Raw genomic sequence first — 17,488 nt, forward strand, 5'->3', positions numbered from 1 at the left:
GCCGCAGGGGAGTGCGGACGGGCGCTGCCCCGCCGACGAGGTTTCGTGGCGGGGCAGTCGCAGATGCGTGGCGGGCCCGGCCCGAGGCCGGGCCCGCCGCTTCCGCTAGGACTTCTTCAGCGTGAAGTCGGTGGTCACCGTTCCCTTCTTGACGACCTTGACCGTCGTCGTCCTCGGGGCGTAACCGTCCTTGGCGACGATCACGGTGAGGGGGTTGTTACGGGCATCGAGCCAGAGGGCGTAGTGGCCGTCCTTGTCGGTGATCAGGGTGTACGAGGACGCCCACGAGTCGATCTGGACGGTGGCTCCCTTGAGGGGCGCGGCTCCGGCGGACGACGTGCCGAGCACCGTTCCGGTGATCTTGCCCCAGGTGTTGGGCGGGGCCACCGTCATGGTGACGGGGACCGATGCGACCGGGTACGGGGTGTTGGCGGAGATGCCGATCTCGGCCGTGAAGTCCCCCGGCTGGGTGATCTCGTCGACCGAGGCCTTCACCGACACCGTGACCGCGATGCTGGCTCCCGGAGCGAGCTTGAACTCCGGGGTGTCCAGCGACAGCCAGCTGACGTCCGACCCGCCGGTCTGGTCGTAGCCGGCGAGCAGTTCGACGGTGGTGGACGGGGTACTGGGAGCGTTGGCACCGCCGACCTTGTAGAAGCCCGGGGCGCCGCCGCCGCGGTAGGTCGCCACGTCGGCGTTGGGCAGGGACGACCAGGTGCCGGCGGCCGGGTCGTAGGCGTAACCCGCGTTGGTGAGAGCACCGCCGCTGACGCCGGAGGAGACCAGCAGCAGGCCGTTGGCCGCGGTGGAAGCCGAGGCCCACTGGGTCTGCGGCATGTCCGGCAGGGCCGACCAGGAGTTGGCCGCCGGGTCATAGACGTATGCGGACTTCAGCTCGCCCGCGCTGTTGGTACCGCCGGAGCAGTACAGCAGCCCGCTGATGGCGCCGCAGGACTCCCAGGCGACGCTGTCCGGGTAGCTCGCCGCGGTGGACCACGAGTCGGCCGACGGGTCGTAGACCGTCACCGAGGTGGAGCCGCAGGCTGTGGTGCAGCCGCCGACGGAGTAGAGCTTGCCGTCCAGGACCGCGGAGCCCGAGCCCGCCAGCGGAGCCGGCGAGGAGGCTCCGGTCGTCCAGGTGTTGGTGGCGGGGTTGTAGATCTCCAGCTTGGCGTCCGGATCCCCACTGGCGGCCCAGCCGCCGGAGATGTACAGCTTGCCGTTGATGAATCCGTGGGCCGGAGCCTCCCGGGTGTCGGCCGCGTCGGCCAGCTTCGTCCAGCCGTTCGCGGCGTCGTAGGAGTACAGCGACTTGGTGTCGTCCGTACCGTCGAAGCCGAACGCCGAGTAGATTTTGCCGTTGTCAGCGGTGACCGCGTTGTCCATGATGGCCTCGGGAAGGTCGGCCACGGTCTGCCAGGCATCGCCACCCTCGGCCGGAGCGGCCGCGGCACCGGCGGACTTGCCGGCCCGGCTCTTCGCCGACAGAGGTGAGTAGTCGCCCTTCTTGCTGATCAGCGGCGCGCCCGAGGCGGCCGGTGTGAAGGCGCCGCTCTTCTCGGCCAGCTTGACGGTGGCGTCGGCACCACCGGTGTTCTTGACCGTGACGGTCCTGGTCGCCGAACCGCCCCAGGCAACAGAGGTGTTGACCTCGGCCGGGGTGACCTTGAGACGCCCGGCCTTCAGGGAGAAGTCCTTGGTCACGGTCGAGTCGGCGGCGAGGGTCACGGCCTTGGAGGCGGTGGTGTACTTGGGCCTCGCTGCGGTCAGGGTCTGCTTGCCGACCGGTGCGAAGGCCCAGTAGAAGCCGTCGCCGAGCGCCGGGTCGTCCGGGGTGGCGGCCGAGGTCGTGCTCACGGCGCCGTCACCGGTGCCGGTGAGCGTGCTCCCGGTGATGCCGCTGCCGGTGTTGGCGTCGTTGACCTGCCCGACGACCAGACCGCCGGGGAGGGGCGACAGGCTGCGGCTGCCGATGAACACGTCGTCGAGCTGCCACCACCAGCCGAACTTGCCGGTGAAGTGGAACCGCACGCGGACGTCGGACTTGCCCGCGTAGTCGGTGAGCGGAATGGTGATCTTGGAACCGGTGACAGCGGTGGTGAGCGAGGAGACCGTGGACCAGGTGGTGCCGCCGTCCGCGCTGACCTCGACTTCGGCCTTCTGGCCGGAGTACGTCTTGTAGCTGGTCCGGTAGCTGAGCTCGGGCAGATCCGTGCCCGAGAAGTCGTAGGACGGGCTGGTCAGCGTGGAGTTCTGGAGCTTGCCGCTGCCCGCCTTGTCGCTGTCCACGACGGCGAAGGCGCCCTTGCCGCCGGTGGTGTTCTTCCGGTTGCCCGGGTCGTCGAACTGCCATCCGCCGGTGGTGCCTTCGGCGTTGACGACGGCCCAGCCCTCGGGGGCCGACGTGGTCGAGTCGAAGGGTTCGGTGGTGCCCTCGTCCACCACCGTGTACCCGGCTGCGGTGCCCGCCCAGGTGTCCACCGGCAGGCTCACGTTGGCGGAGACCGCCGAGTCGCCCACGGTGATGTCCTTGGCGGCGTCCTGGTAACCCGGGTAGTTGCTGGTGACCTTCAGGGTGTACGACCGGCCGGCCGGGAGGTCGACCGAGTAGGTGCCGGTGCTCGGGTCGGTCTGGACGGGCGCGCCGGGCACTCCGTCAACGGTGATCGCTGCGTAGAGCGGCCAGCCGTGGCCGGAACCATCGGTGATCCTGCCGGAGACGGTCCGGGTCTCGACCGGGTGGAGCGCGAGGCTCTTGGTGACCGAGCCTCCGTCGGTGATCTCGATACCGGAGAAGGTGGCCGTGTCGTAGCCGTAGGCATCGACCAACAGGTCGTAGGTGCCGGGCGTCAGAGTCAGCGAATAGGTGCCGTCCGCGCCGGACGTGGCCCGGGAGTCGCCCGCGGTGATCTCCGCACCGGTGACCGGGTCACCGGTGGTGCTGTCGGTGACGGTGCCGCTCAGCACGCCGTGCGGACCGTTACGGAACGCCTGCACGCCGTTGGGTGTGCCGAGTCCGGTCGGACCGTCATAGCCCGTACCCGCGGTGCACAGCCTGGCCGGGGTGCAGGAGCCGTTGTTGCCGTCGACGACGTCGTTCAGACCGCTGCCGCCGGCCGCGTAGGGGTAGGCGGCCGGGTAGGTGGCTGCGGTCGGTGTGCCGGCCGCGGCGTAGACGCCGGCGATGATCGGCGAGGAGGCGCTGGTGCCGCCGTAGACGGCCCAGCCGTCACCGCCGTAGGTCTGGTAGACCGAGACACCGGTCAACGGGTCGGCGACCGCCGCGACATCGGAGACCGCGCGCTTGTCGCAGTCGGTGCTGACGCCCTCCTGCCAGGCGGGCCTGTCCTCGTAGAGCGAGCAGCCCGAACCCGGGCCGCCGTAGCTGTTGAACCAGACCGATTCGGACCAGCCGCGGGTGGTGGAGGAGTCCTGCTCCAGGGCTGTGCCGCCCACGGAGGTCACGTACTGCGAGGCCGCCGGGTAGGAGACGCCGTAGGCGCTGTCGCCCGAGGAGGCGACCACGGCGACACCCGGGTGGTTGTAGTGGGCGTCGAAGTCCGTGGTCTCCGACGGGTCCTCACCGCTGCCCGGATCGCTGGTGTAGCCCGTGCCGTAGGAGTTCGAGACGTACTTGGCGCCCTGGGCGACCGCTTGGTCGACGGAGGCGCCCATGTCCTCGAAGCTCGCGGAGTCGGCTTCCACCAGGACGATCTTCGCGTACGGTGCGGCTGCCGAGACCATGTCCAGGTCGAGCGAGATCTCACCGGCCCAGCCGCTGTCGGGCACCGGGTAGTCGGTTCCGCCCCGCTGGTCGACCTTCTTGAAGCAGCCGTTGTCCGTGGTGCAGGCAGGCAGTCCGTACTGCGCCCGGTAGAGCGCGAGGTCCGTCTCGGCGGTCGGGTCGTCGTAGGCGTCGACGATGGCGATCGTCTGGCCCGCACCGCCGTCGGCCGGCAGGTTGTAGGCGCTCTGGAGGGCGGTGGCACCCCAGCCGCTCGGGGTGGTGCCGCTGGGCTGGATGCCTTCCTTGGGGGTCACGTCGGTGCGGCGCAGCGCGAAGCAGCGGACCTCACCGGGCCCGGGTTCGGCGCAGGAGGCCTCGACGGACGGTTTGGTGCTGAGGCCGGAGCTCGCGGTGGGCGCCGCGCTCGCCGCCGGAGCGGTGAGCCCCAGTAAGGCGATGGCTGAGGCACTGACCAGGGCGGTCAGCCCGGTCCGGGCCGGTCTTCTCCGTCTGACAGCCGGTCTGGATATGCCGGTGACAGTCAATTGAGTGTCTCCCATGTGATGCACGGGTCGACCACGCGTTTTTCAGGTCGACAGCGAAGGGTTTTCGCCGGGCACCATTTAGCTGGCAGTCGGGAGGTACATGTCAATGGAGCAATTGTTAATTATCTGGTTCGCAACAGCGCCGCAGGTGGTCATTTTCGAGTGAATCGAGAGAAAAGGAGGCTTCTGGCTGATTTCAATGGTCTAGGCATGCGGCGATGTCGGGGGGCTCCTTCGGAGTGGCCGACGCCTGGCCTGCCCGGCGGTCTTGACGGTCGCCGGGGCGGGGGTGGTGGGCTTCCCGGCCTCGGTGACCCTCGCGATCGGGTGGCGTGGCGAGGTTGGCCACCCGGTAGGCCGTAGAGCCCAAGTCACATGCATTGTAAGGAGTGTTGATAAACATGCTGGGTGCAAGCCGCGTCGGTCGCGCTGGGTGGGGCGTGGTTGTGAACCGGTCGGAAGTCGCCGGACGCTGCGCCTGTTTCCAGCCGCCCGATCGTGGCCCGCCGGCTCCTGGGATCCTGCGGCGCGGCTGTGACCGGCACTCCGGCCGGTGGCGGAAGGTATTGGGCGATCACTTTCGGGCAATGATCTGTGTAGGTTGCATGGGTGTGGTAGTGCTCTGCTCGAGAAGGGTTATCGGGAAAGGTGAATCCCGTGCTGACGGTTCTGTGGTCCGTTTAGTCATTCGGCGAGAAAGGTGCTCGAAGGAGCAGGGCGCCGACAGGTTTATCCGCAGCGGTTCGGTGCAAATTCCGACAGGGAGCGGACGGTAAACGCGGCTCTGCGGATTTCTGTGCGGGAGGGTGTGCCCGGGGTGCGCGGGGCCGGGCACCCGTCCGGACAGCCCTGAGCCCGGCGTGATCCGGACGAGAGGCCCTACGGCAGCAGCCCCGCCCGCCGGGCGGCGACGACCGCCTCCAGCCGGGTGTGCGCGCCGAGTCTGCGCATCGCGGAGCGCAGATAGCCCTTCACCGTCTCCGGGCGCAGCCCCAGCCGGTCCGCGGCCACCGCGTTCGTCGCGCCCGCCGCGACGCAGGCCAGCACATCGACCTCGCGCGGCGCCAGCTGCACCTCCCGCGCCCTCGGCACCCGGGCACCGGCCGCCGAGGCGAGCCGCCCGCACACCGCGAGCAGCTCGTCGCGCAGCGCCGGGTCCAGGACCTTCGGCACCAGGGCGCGCAGCTCGCGGTGCGCCTCCCGGACGTCCTCCCAGGCCCCGGGGACCGCCCGCGGGTCGGTGACCTCCTCCCGGGTCACGGCCAGGAGCTGCTGGACCTCGTCCCGCACGGCCAGCGCCTGCTCCACGTCACGGGCCGCCGCGACCGCCGCGTCGAACGTGCGGTCCCCGAGCGTCAGGGGCTCCCGCAGCGCCCCGTACAGCACGCCCCGTACCTTGCGGCGTACGACGACGGGCACGGCGACCACCGAACGCAGGCCCTCCGCGGCCACGGCCGTGTCGTACTCGTGGCTGATGTGGCGCGAGGAGTGGTAATCGGTCACCGCGCACGGCCGGGACAGCGCGATCGACTTGCCGCCCAGGCCGCTGCCGGCCGAGATGACGAGCCCCCGCAGCGCCGTGGTCTGCGCCCCGGTCAGCTCGGCGATCCTGGCATGGCGGGTGTCGGAGAGCAGCCCCCCGAAGGCCACGGGCAGGCCGCTCGTCCGGCGCAGCCGTTGCAGCGCCGCTTGCATCTCCACCGCATCGGCCGATTCCGGCACTCCGACGCCTCTCCGCCCGGCTCCAGGGGGCATGCAGCCCCGCGGCACCCCCGTTCGGGGGTGGTGAGACCTGGGTCACTGTTTACATCATGTTAAGAGACCGGTCCGGTCCGCAATGAGGAGGGCACATGTCGGCATCCAGTGCGACGGAGACGTTCCGGGCCGCCCGGGACTTCCTGCTGGAACACCGGGAGGACTACACCGCGGCCTACAAGGGCTTCCGGTGGCCCCGCAGCGACCACTTCAACTGGGCGCTCGACTGGTTCGACGTCATCGCCGAGAACAACGAGCGCACCGCCCTGCACATCGTGGAGGAGGACGGCACCCGCACCGAGGTGTCCTTCGCCGCCATGTCGGCCCGCTCCAACCGGGCCGCGAACTGGCTGCGCGCCCAGGGCGTACGCGAGGGCGACCGCATCCTCGTCATGCTCGGCAACCAGGCCGAGCTCTGGGAGACCGCCCTCGCCGCGATGAAGCTGCGTGCCGTCGTCATCCCCGCGACCCCGCTGCTCGGCCCCGCCGACCTGCGCGACCGGGTCGAACGCGGCCGGGTCCGGCACGTCCTGGTCAGGGACGCCGACACCGGGAAGTTCGACGAGGTGCCCGGCGGCTACACCCGGATCTCGGTCGGCGCGGACACCGAGGGCTGGATCTCCTACAGCGGGGCCGGTGACCAGCCCGACACCTTCACGGCGGACCGCGAGACCGACCCCGACGAACCGCTGATGCTCTACTTCACCTCGGGCACCACGGCCAGCCCCAAGCTCGTCGAGCACACCCATGTCTCCTACCCCGTGGGCCACTTGTCGACGATGTACTGGATCGGGCTCAAGCCCGGCGACGTCCACCTCAACATCTCCTCGCCCGGCTGGGCCAAGCACGCCTGGTCCAACCTCTTCGCCCCGTGGACCGCCGAGGCGACCGTGTTCATCTTCAACTACACCCGGTTCGACGCCGGCCGGCTGATGGCCGAGATGGACCGCTCGGGCGTCACCAGCTTCTGTGCCCCGCCCACCGTCTGGCGCATGCTCATCCAGGCCGACCTCTCCCAGCTGAAGACCCCGCCGCGCGAGGTCGTCGCGGCGGGCGAGCCGCTCAACCCCGAGGTCATCGAGTCGGTCCGGCGCGCCTGGGGCGTGACCATCCGCGACGGCTTCGGCCAGACGGAGACCGCCGTCCAGGTCGCCAACACCCCCGGCCAGGTACTGAAGGCCGGATCGATGGGGCGCCCGAGCCCCGGCTTCAAGGTCGTGCTCCTCGACCCGGTCAGCGGTGAGCCCGGCGCTGTCGAGGGCGAGATCTCGCTCGACCTGTCGGCCCACCCGGTCGGCCTGATGACCGGCTACCACGGCGATCCGGACCGCACCGCCGAGGCCATGGCGGGCGGCTACTACCGCACCGGCGACATCGGCTCCCGGGACGAGAACGGCTACATCACCTACGTCGGCCGCGCCGACGACGTCTTCAAGGCCTCCGACTACAAGATCTCGCCGTTCGAGCTGGAGAGCGCCCTGCTGGAGCACGAGGCCGTCGCCGAGGCGGCGGTCGTGCCCGCCCCCGACCCGGTGCGGCTCGCCGTCCCCAAGGCCTATGTGGTGCTCGCCGAGGGCTGGGAGCCCGGACCGGACACCGCCAAGGTCCTCTTCGCCCACTCCCGGGCGGTCCTCGCCCCGTACAAGCGGGTCCGCAGGCTGGAGTTCGCCGAGCTGCCCAAGACCGTCTCCGGCAAGATCCGCCGCATCGAACTGCGCGAGCGCACGGCCCGGGGCACCGGAACCGAGTACGCCGAGGGGGACCTGACGTGACCGGGCCGTCCTACGCCCACGGCACCGCGACCACCGCGCTGCTCGGCGACACCATCGGGCGCAACCTCGACCGGGCGGTCGAGGCCTTCGGCGACCGCGAGGCACTCGTCGACGTACCGTCCGGGCGGCGCTGGACGTACGCCGAGTTCGGCTCGGCCGTCGACGAGCTGGCCCGTGCGCTGATGGCCTCGGGGGTGGCCAAGGGGGACCGGGTCGGCATCTGGGCCGTCAACTGCCCGGAGTGGGTGCTCGTCCAGTACGCCACCGCGCGCATCGGCGCCGTCATGGTCAACATCAACCCCGCCTACCGGGCCTACGAGCTGGAGTACGTGCTGAAGCAGGCCGGGATCTCGCTCCTGGTCGCCTCGCTCGCGCACCGCACCAGCGACTACCGGGCCCTGGTCGACGAGGTCCGCGCGAACTGCCCCGCCCTGCGCGCCGTTCACTACATCGGCGACCGCTCCTGGGGCGAACTGCTCGCCGTCTCGGGCTCGGTGACCACGGACCAGCTCGCCGCACGCGAGGCCGGGCTGTCCTGCGACGACCCGATCAACATCCAGTACACCTCCGGCACCACGGGCTTCCCCAAGGGAGCCACCCTCTCCCACCACAGCATCCTCAACAACGGCTACTTTGTCGGGGAGCTGGTCGCCTACACCGAAGAGGACCGGGTCTGTCTGCCGGTCCCCTTCTACCACTGCTTCGGCATGGTGATGGGCAACCTCGGCATCACCTCGCACGGCGCCTGCATCGTGATCCCGGCCGCCGCGTTCGAGCCCGCGGCCGTGCTCGCGGCCGTCCAGCAGGAGCGCTGCACCTCGCTGTACGGCGTCCCCACGATGTTCATCGCGGAGCTGAACCTCCCCGACTTCGCCTCGTACGACCTCTCCTCCCTGCGCACCGGGATCATGGCCGGATCGCCGTGCCCGGTCGAGGTGATGAAGCGGGTCGTCGCCGAGATGCACATGGACGAGGTGTCCATCTGCTACGGCATGACGGAGACCTCACCGGTCTCCACGCAGACCCGCCGCGACGACGACCTGGAGCGCCGCACCGGCACCGTCGGCCGGGTGATGCCGCACATCGAGGTCAAGGTCGTCGATCCGGCGACCGGAGTGACCCTCGAGCGCGGCGCGCCCGGTGAACTCTGCACCCGCGGCTACAGCGTGATGCTCGGCTACTGGGAGCAGCCCGAGCGGACCGCGGAGGTGATCGACGCCGGGCGCTGGATGCACACCGGGGACCTGGCTGTGATGCGGGAGGACGGCTATGTGCAGATCGTCGGCCGGATCAAGGACATGATCATCCGGGGTGGCGAGAACGTCTATCCGCGCGAGATCGAGGAGTTCCTCCACCGCCACCCCAAGATCGCGGATGTGCAGGTGGTGGGGGTGCCGGACGAGCGGTACGGCGAGGAGATCCTGGCCTGCGTCGTCCCGGCCGATCCGGCGGACCCGCCGACCGTGCACGAGGTGCAGGAGTTCTGCGGCGGACAGCTGGCGCACTACAAGATTCCGCGCCTGGTGCAGATCCTGGAGACCTTCCCGATGACGGTCAGCGGGAAGGTCCGGAAGATCGAACTGCGGGAGAACTACGCCCGGTAGGGCCCGGGGGACAGGCGCCGGGGCGCTGTCAGGCGGCTTCGATGATGTCGCCGGCGGCGCCCTGCGTCGCGGCCGCCCACTCGATGAGCAGGACCTCGTACGCCGCGGACTCCTTGGGGGACCAGTCCTGGCCGGCCCGCGCGTCCACGAGCGCGCGGATCGCCTCGTTCGCCTCGACTGCGGCGGGGTGGGCCGGTTGCGCCGGGAGCGCGGTGCGCGGTGCAGCGGTAGACGGGGAAAGCCGTGGAGTTAAGACCATGCGCCCCACTCTAGGGCCCGCCACTGACAAAGGACCGAACATCTGTGGCCCCTGGCTCGAACGTGACCGATCGCACTCACTGTGGCCGGGTGGTTTCTGTGAGGTACGGCACGTCGCGGCGCATACAGATCCGCGGCCACCGGTCCAGGCCGTGCTCGGCCTCCTCGGCCCGGATCTTGCGCAGCCCGTCGGTGAGTCCGGCCTCCGGCAGTACCCGGAAGCCGAGCCGCCGGTAGTACGGCGCGTTCCACGGGACGTGCGAGAACGTCGTCAGCGTCAGCGCGCCCAGGCCGCCGGCCGCCGCCCAGCCGCCCGCATGGTCGATGAGGCCGCTCCCCAGCCCGCGGCGGGCGGCCGACGGATGGACGGAGACCTGCTCGATATGGGCGGATCCGTCGACCTCGTCGGCGATGAGATAGCCGAGGGGCAGGTCGTCGGGCCCGGCCGACACCCAGGCGCGGCCGGCTCCGCGGTAGCCGTCCAGCAGCTCCAGCGGCGGCGGGTCGTCGTCGGCCACACAGGCCATGCCGAGGGTGCGGAAGGGTTCGCCGGCGGCGCGCTCGATGTCCTGGATCAGCGGGAGATCCGAGCGGCGGGCGGGACGGATGCGCATGGTTCAGTATGGCGCGCCCGACCGTGGCAGGGCAGCGGATATCGAGGTCAGGCGCCGGTGCTGAGCAGCTCGTCCGCCGGGCCGTTCACCGGTTGCGGGGTCCCGGTGAGATCCATGACGAACAGCGGGATGCGCAGCCCGTCGGCGCGCTCCCGGGCGTCCGGCGCGTACCCCGCGAGCGAGAAGAACACGCCGGACACCGAGGTGTTGAGCGCGTTGAGCCACAGGCATTCGACCTCGCGCAGCCCGGTCGGCCGGGTGGTGGAGTCGACCTGGGCGATCAGCCCGGTCGCCCGCAGGTCGATCCGGGACGACGGGCGCTCGGCCGGCTGCACGACATCGCGGTAGCCCAGCCACTTCAGGTACAGCGCGGCGGCGCCGACCGCGTCGCGCGCGGTGCGGATCGTCAGCGGCCGGAACGGCGGCCGCGGGGCCGCCGCCGTGCGCGGCAGCGGAATGTGCGACGGCCGGGACGGCGCACCGGTCGTGCGGCCGGGGGGCGCCATGGGGCGGACCGGGATCCTCAGGACGGCCCCGCACGGGCAGCACAGCTCGGGCTGCGGCCACTGGTCGTGCCGTCCGCAGCCGCGGCAGCGCACCGTCACCCAGTCCTCGTTCCAGGTGCGGTGCGTGATCGGCGTGACCGGGGCGCCGCGCAGCAGGGGCGGGGCCGTCGGGGCGCCGCACGGGCAGGGATAGGCGGGCGTGATGTACGCGTGATCGCGGCGGCAGGCCGGGCACCGTACCGGCACTGACTCCACCATGGGCTCCTCCCGGCGCGCGGGGATGCGGCCGGCCCCGGAAGCCGGGCGCCGACTCCGCTCCGTGCCCCCATGCTCCACCAGGAGCGAGGTCCTGGGGAGGGAGTTGAGGTACTTCGCCCGGACGCCTCCGATCCGGCCGCTCCGGGACCGCCTCTCTTGACGCCTGTCCGGGCGCACTTTAGATTTGCTTCCGTATAGCAGAATCAAACTTCCGTAATACGGAATTGGTGCTCTCAGGTGGCGCGACAGAGCCCGACTCCACCCAGGTCCGAGCAGGAGCACTCAATGCCTCGAATGACCGCTGCCCGAGCGGCAGTTGAGATCCTCAAGCGCGAAGGCGTCAGCAACGCGTTCGGTGTGCCGGGCGCGGCGATCAACCCCTTCTACGCGGCCCTCAAGGCCTCCGGCGGGGTTCATCACACGCTCGCCCGCCACGTCGAGGGCGCCTCCCACATGGCGGAGGGCTACACCAGGGCCCGCGCGGGGAACATCGGTGTCTGTATCGGTACGTCGGGACCGGCCGGCACCGACATGATCACCGGCCTGTACTCCGCCATCGCGGACTCGATCCCGATCCTGTGCATCACCGGCCAGGCCCCGACCGCCGTGCTCCACAAGGAGGACTTCCAGGCCGTCGACATCGCGTCGATCGCCAAGCCGGTCACCAAGGCGGCCACCACCGTCCTGGAGGCCGCGCAGGTCCCCGGCGTCTTCCAGCAGGCCTTCCACCTGATGCGCACCGGCCGTCCCGGCCCGGTCCTCATCGACCTGCCGATCGATGTGCAGCTCACCGAGATCGAGTTCGACCCCGATCTGTACGAGCCGCTGCCCGTCCACAAGCCCGCCGCGAGCCGCAAGCAGATCGAGCGCGCGCTGGAGATGCTGAACGCCTCCGAGCGCCCGCTGCTCGTCGCGGGCGGCGGCATCATCAACGCCGACGCGTCCGAACTCCTGGTGGAGTTCGCAGAGCTGACCGGCGTCCCGGTCGTCCCGACCCTGATGGGCTGGGGCATCCTCCCGGACGACCACGAGCTCAACGCCGGCATGGTGGGGCTCCAGACCTCGCACCGCTACGGCAACGCGAACTTCCTGGAGTCCGACTTCGTCCTCGGCATCGGCAACCGCTGGGCCAACCGCCACACCGGCAAGCTGGACGTCTACACGCAGGGCCGGAAGTTCGTCCACGTCGACATCGAGCCCACCCAGCTGGGCAAGATCTTCGCCCCCGACCTGGGTATCGCCTCCGACGCCAAGGCCGCGCTGGAACTGTTCATCGAGGTCGCACGCGAGCTGAAGGCCGCCGGCAGGCTGAAGGACCGTGCCCAGTGGGCCGCGTCCACACAGGAGCTCCGGGCGGCCCTCCAGCGGCGCACCCACTTCGACAACGTGCCGCTCAAGCCGCAGCGCGTGTACGAGGAGATGAACCGCGCGTTCGGCCCCGAGACCCGGTACGTCACCACGATCGGTCTCTCCCAGATCGCCGGTGCGCAGATGCTGCACGTCTACCGGCCGCGCCACTGGATCAACTGCGGCCAGGCGGGCCCGCTCGGCTGGACCATCCCGGCGGCGCTGGGCGTCGCGACGGCCGACCCCGAGGGCTGTGTCGTCGCGCTCTCCGGCGACTACGACTTCCAGTTCATGCTGGAGGAGCTCGCGGTCGGCGCGCAGCACCGCATTCCGTATGTGCACGTCCTGGTGAACAACTCCTACCTGGGGCTCATCCGCCAGGCCCAGCGCAACTTCGACATCGACTTCCAGGTCAACCTGGAGTTCGAGAACCTCAACTCGCCGGAGCTGGGCGTCTACGGCGTGGACCACGTCAAGGTCGTCGAGGGCCTGGGCTGCAAGGCGATCCGGGTCACCGAGCCGGACCAGCTGCTGCCGGCCTTCGAGGAGGCCAAGAAACTGGCGGCGGAGTTCCGGGTGCCGGTGGTCGTCGAGGCGATCCTGGAGCGGGTCACGAACATCGCGATGAGCGGTACGGATATCGCGTCGGTCAACGAGTTCGAGGACGTGGCGACGGAGCCGGGCCACGCGCCGACGGCGATCCGGCCGTTCACGACAGCCTGACCCGTCCGGGCCTGCGGCCCCGGCTCCCGTTCGACGGGGGCGGGGGCCGCATCGTTGTGTCCTCAATCGCCGGACGGGCTGAAAGATGTCCTCAATCGCCGGACGGGCTTGATCTCGCCGGGCGTCCGCAGCGTAGTCCGGCCCGCCCTGCGGACGGTCCCAGCCATCCGGCGGCGCAAACCGATCCGTCCGGCGGCGGCAACCCGGCCGGTGTGGCGGTGTCCCAGTCCCTCCGGCAGAGCAACCCCAGCCCCTCCGGCGTTCGAGGACGGAACCGTCAGGGCGGGGGTCCCGAACTCGCAGGGGCCTGGCCCGGTGCGGCATTCCAAGCCCGTCCGGCGATTGAGGACGGAACCGGCCACCCAGGGGCCGCGCACGCGAAAGGGCGTGGAGTACGGGACCGTAATCCGTACTCCACGCCCTGGAACAGGGGAATGACAGGGGCCGCGGCGAGGTGCGAGGGGGCGGCGGGCCCCGGTTCCTTCAGGTCAGGAGCCGGGACCACCACCCCGCACCACCGCACTGGCATCGCACCACCGCCGCGGCCTCGTCCTGCCCGCGCCCCGCGCAACCCCTCATCCGGGCGGGCACGACGGCGCAGGCAGGGCTTTACCCAGGGCCTAGTCCTCGCGCAGGGCGCGGACGGCCTCCTCCACGCGCTTGCCGTACTCGGCATCCGCGGCATGGAAGTGGGCGAGGTTCTTCTCGATCACGTCGTCGCGCGTGACCTGGGACAGGCCGCCCGCGATGTTGGCGATCAGCCGGCCCTTCTCGTCGTCCGACATCAGCCGGTACAGCTCGCCCGCCTGGAAGAAGTCGTCGTCCTTGGTGTGGGCGGGCGCCTCGTGCGTGCCGGTCCAGCCCTGCACGGCCAGCGGCGCGGAGTGCGCCGCTTCCGTCTGGGCCGGGCCCGCGTACGAGTTGGGCTCGTAGTTCTTGTCGTGCCGCGCACCGTTGCGCGTGGCGTGCAGCCCGTCGCGGCCGTAGTTGTCGACGACCGCGGTGCGCGGCGCGTTCACCGGCAGATGGGTGTGGTTGACGCCCAGCCGGTAGCGGTGCGCGTCCGCGTAGGCGAACAGCCGGCCCTGGAGCATCTTGTCCGGCGAGGGACCTATGCCGGGCACGAAGTTGTTCGGGGAGAACGCGGCCTGCTCCACCTCGGCGAAGACGTTGTCCGGGTTGCGGTCCAGGACCAGCCGGCCCACCCGCTGGAGCGGGTAGTCGCTGTGCGGCCACACCTTGGTGAGGTCGAACGGGTTGAAGCGGTAGTCCGCGGCCTCGGCGGCCGGCATCACCTGCACGTGCAGTGTCCAGGACGGGTTCACGCCGCGCTCGATCGCCTGGAGCAGGTCCGTCTGGTGGGAGCTGGCGTCCTTGCCGACGAGCTCGGCGGCCTGGTCGGCGGAGAGGGAGCGCACGCCCTGGTTCGTCTTGAAGTGGTACTTGACGAAGAAGGCCTCGCCCGCGGCGTTCGTCCACTGGTAGGTGTGCGAGCCGTAGCCGTTCATGTGGCGGTACGAGGCGGGGATGCCGCGGTCGCCCATCAGCCAGGTGACCTGGTGCGTCGCCTCGGGGGCGTGCGCCCAGAAGTCCCAGACGTTGTCCGGCTCCTGACGGCCCGTGAACGGGTCGCGCTTCTGCGAGTGGATGAAGTCGGGGAACTTGATCGGGTCCTTGATGAAGAACACCGGGGTGTTGTTGCCGACGAGGTCGTAATTGCCCTCGTCCGTATAGAACTTGAGCGCGAAGCCACGCGGGTCGCGTACCGCGTCCGCACCGCCGAGCGAGTCGGCGACCGTGGAGAAGCGGATGAACGTCTCGGTGCGGCGGCCCACCTCGGAGAGGAAGTCGGCGCGGGTGAAGCCGGTGACGTCGTCGGTCACCTCGAAGTAGCCGTACGCGCCGGAGCCCCGGGCGTGCACCACGCGCTCCGGGATGCGCTCCCGGTTGAAGCGGGCGAGCTTCTCCAGGAGGTGACCGTCCTGGAGGAGGATCGGGCCACCGACGCCTGCGGTGGCGGAGTTCTGGTTGTCGGCGACCGGGGCGCCTGACTCGGTCGTAAGCACACGCTGCGTCATGGTGTCGGGGCGACCTTCCGTACGGGAGCTGCTGAACTGCGACGGCCTGGGGGCGTAGGGGCTCCAGGAGCGTAAGTACGCCCCGAACCCGACGTCAACAGTTTGTTGAAATTCTTGGTGAAGAGGTGTGGCAAGGTGCGTGAAGAGGTGTTCCGGACGGCGTCGACGCCTGGGCGCGACAGGACAGGTGTCAGCGCCGACGCCGTCCGGAAGTCTGTGGGGCCGGGGGATACGCACCCGGCGGAGGTGGTGCCGGCCGGGCCCGTGACGGGCCCGGCCGCTGCGGATCAGTCCTGGACGGGCTGACCGGACAGGCGCTCCACCGAGCGCAGCAGCGCCGAGTGGTCCAGGCCGCCGTCGCCCTGCGCGCGCAGCGAGGCGACGAGCTGGGCGACGACACCACCGACGGGCAGCGCGGCACCGACGTTGCGGGCGGCGTCCGTGACGATGCCCATGTCCTTGTGGTGCAGGTCGATCCGGAAACCCGGAGCGAAGTCCCGGTTCAGGAAGTTGTCCTTCTTGCGGGTCAGTACGGTCGAGCCGGCCAGTCCGCCGTTGAGGACGTCGAGCGCGGCGGCGAGGTCGACCCCGGACTTCTCCAGGAAGACGACGGCCTCGGCACAGGCCTGGATGTTGACGGCGACGATCAGCTGGTTGGCCGCCTTCACCGTCTGGCCCGAACCGTGCGGACCGCAGAGCACGATGGTCTTGCCCAGTGCGTCGAGCACCGGCTTCGCGGCGTCGAAGTCGGCCTGCTCGCCGCCGACCATGATGGACAGCACGGCCTCGATGGCGCCGGCCTCGCCGCCGGAGACGGGGGCGTCCAGGACCCGGATGCCCTTCTCGCGGGCGTTCTTCGCCAGGTCCACGGAGGTCTGCGGGGTGATCGAGGACATGTCGATCAGCAGCGCGCCGCGCTTCGCGTTCTCCAGGATGCCCTCGGGGCCGTACGCGATCGCCTCGACCTGCGGGGAGGCGGGCACCATCGTGATGACCACGTCGGCGTCCTTGACCGCCTCGGCGATCGAGCCCGCGCCGGTGCCGCCGGCCGCGGCCAGCCGGTCGACCTTGTCCTGCTCCAGGGTGTAACCGGTGACGTCGTAACCGGCCTTGATCAGGTTCTCCGACATGGGCGAGCCCATGATGCCGAGCCCGATCCACGCAACCTTGGGGAGGTTGTTGCTCATGAGGGTGCCTTCCGATAAACGTGTGTGCGAGTGACGGTCCGCCGCTATCGGCGGGCGGCCCGCGCGGTGGCCGGGAGCCACTCGATGGACTCGGCGCTCGGCCGGTCGCCCGGCTTGTACTCCAGGCCGACCCAGCCGTCGTAACCGGCCTTCGTCAGCTCGTCGAGGAGCTGCTCCAGCGGGAGCGAGCCGGTGCCGGGTGCGCCGCGTCCCGGGTTGTCGGCGATCTGGACGTGACCGGTCTTGCCGGCGTAGGCGGTGATGACCTGGCTGAGGTCCTCGCCGTTCATCGACAGGTGGTACAGGTCCAGGAGGAACTTCGCGTTGCCGAGTCCCGACGCCGCGTTGACCCGGTCGACGACCTCGATCCCGGCCGGTGCGCTGACCAGCGGGTAGCGCGGCGACTCCGGCGCGTTCAGGGTCTCGATCAGGAGGACGGCCCCGATCCGGTCGGCCGCACGGGCGGCGAGGACCAGGTTCTCCAGGGCGAGTTGGTCCTGCACGGCGGGGTCGACCCCGTCGACGCGGTTGCCGTAGAGCGCGTTGAGCGCCTTGCAGCCGACCGAGGCGGCGAAGTCGGCCGCCACCTCGATATTGGCCCGGAAGCGGTCCGACTCCGTGCCGGGCACGGAGAGCGCGCCGCGGTCGGGGCCGGGCAGCTGTCCGGCGTAGAAGTTCAGCCCCACCAGCTGGGTGCCGGCCTCGTCGAGCGCCTTCTTCAGCGCGTCGAGCTCGGCCTGCGGCGGGGTGGGGGTCTCGATCCATGGCCACCACAGCTCGACCGCCGTGAAGCCCGCCGCGGCTGCTGCCGCGGGTCGCTCCAGGAGCGGGAGTTCCGTGAAGAGGATCGAAAGGTTTACATCGAAGCGCTGGTCCGGGTAGCCCATGAGGGTTTCGGCGCTCCTTCCGTATTGCGGAAGTTAGTTTCTGCTTAACGGAAGATTGCCCGGGAGGCGGGCGGGCTGTCAAGGGGGTGCCCGGAATTCGGGACCCGGACATACCGAAGGCGGGGCGGAGGTCCCCGGACCTCCGCCCCGCCCTCTGCGTCCGCTGCCGGGTCGCCGGGCGGGCACCGTGTCCTGGAACGTCGTCCCCGCCGCGCGGAACGCGCCCA

Annotated in this window: 11 protein-coding genes; 3 read left to right on the forward strand and 8 right to left on the reverse strand. The window is 70.4% G+C overall.

What is annotated here, in order from left to right; translation table 11 throughout:
- Positions 1–105: 105 nt before the first annotated feature.
- Positions 106–4,272, reverse strand: a complete 4,167-nt coding sequence (locus tag OG782_RS30750; RefSeq protein ID WP_406456524.1) for a carboxypeptidase regulatory-like domain-containing protein — start codon at positions 4,270–4,272, stop codon at positions 106–108.
- Positions 4,273–5,151: 879 nt separating this feature from the next.
- Complete coding sequence (locus tag OG782_RS30755) at positions 5,152–5,994, reverse strand: response regulator transcription factor (RefSeq protein WP_406456526.1); 843 nt, start codon at positions 5,992–5,994, stop codon at positions 5,152–5,154.
- Positions 5,995–6,122: 128 nt separating this feature from the next.
- On the opposite strand from OG782_RS30755, the gene OG782_RS30760 reads away from it, so the two are divergent.
- Together OG782_RS30760 and OG782_RS30765 are read left to right on the forward strand one after the other, a co-directional pair.
- A complete protein-coding gene (locus OG782_RS30760; RefSeq protein ID WP_406456528.1) occupies positions 6,123–7,799 on the forward strand; it encodes an AMP-binding protein in 1,677 nt (558 codons plus the stop codon).
- Complete coding sequence (locus tag OG782_RS30765; RefSeq protein ID WP_406456530.1) at positions 7,796–9,403, forward strand: AMP-binding protein; 1,608 nt, start codon at positions 7,796–7,798, stop codon at positions 9,401–9,403. Before OG782_RS30760 ends, OG782_RS30765 begins: the two co-directional genes overlap by 4 nt.
- A gap of 28 nt (positions 9,404–9,431) precedes the next feature.
- On the opposite strand, the gene OG782_RS30770 is transcribed toward OG782_RS30765, so the two are convergent.
- The 3 genes from OG782_RS30770 to OG782_RS30780 form a co-directional block, all read right to left on the reverse strand.
- Positions 9,432–9,662: a hypothetical protein gene (locus OG782_RS30770; RefSeq protein ID WP_406456532.1), complete on the reverse strand. Its 231-nt coding sequence runs from the start codon at positions 9,660–9,662 to the stop codon at positions 9,432–9,434.
- A 76-nt stretch (positions 9,663–9,738) separates the two neighbouring features.
- Positions 9,739–10,275 carry a GNAT family N-acetyltransferase gene (locus OG782_RS30775; protein ID WP_406456534.1) on the reverse strand — a complete coding sequence of 179 codons (537 nt, stop codon included), beginning with the start codon at positions 10,273–10,275 and terminating at the stop codon, positions 9,739–9,741.
- A 47-nt stretch (positions 10,276–10,322) separates the two neighbouring features.
- A complete protein-coding gene (locus OG782_RS30780) occupies positions 10,323–11,036 on the reverse strand; it encodes a hypothetical protein (protein ID WP_406459358.1) in 714 nt (237 codons plus the stop codon).
- 288 nt (positions 11,037–11,324) lie between these two features.
- On the opposite strand from OG782_RS30780, the gene gcl reads away from it, so the two are divergent.
- Positions 11,325–13,109, forward strand: a complete 1,785-nt coding sequence (gene gcl, locus OG782_RS30785) for a glyoxylate carboligase (protein ID WP_406456536.1) — start codon at positions 11,325–11,327, stop codon at positions 13,107–13,109.
- A 620-nt stretch (positions 13,110–13,729) separates the two neighbouring features.
- Here gcl and OG782_RS30790 read toward each other — a convergent pair.
- From OG782_RS30790 to OG782_RS30800, 3 genes are all read right to left on the reverse strand, one after another.
- Positions 13,730–15,187 carry a catalase gene (locus OG782_RS30790; protein ID WP_406456538.1) on the reverse strand — a complete coding sequence of 486 codons (1,458 nt, stop codon included), beginning with the start codon at positions 15,185–15,187 and terminating at the stop codon, positions 13,730–13,732.
- Positions 15,188–15,474: 287 nt separating this feature from the next.
- Positions 15,475–16,374, reverse strand: coding sequence for a 2-hydroxy-3-oxopropionate reductase (locus tag OG782_RS30795; protein WP_406456540.1), 900 nt, complete (start codon positions 16,372–16,374; stop codon positions 15,475–15,477).
- 44 nt (positions 16,375–16,418) lie between these two features.
- Complete coding sequence (locus OG782_RS30800) at positions 16,419–17,261, reverse strand: TIM barrel protein (protein ID WP_406456542.1); 843 nt, start codon at positions 17,259–17,261, stop codon at positions 16,419–16,421.
- Between the last annotated feature and the right edge of the window lie 227 nt (positions 17,262–17,488).

Source organism: Streptomyces sp. NBC_00876, assembly GCF_045207435.1.
GTDB lineage: Bacteria > Actinomycetota > Actinomycetes > Streptomycetales > Streptomycetaceae > Streptomyces.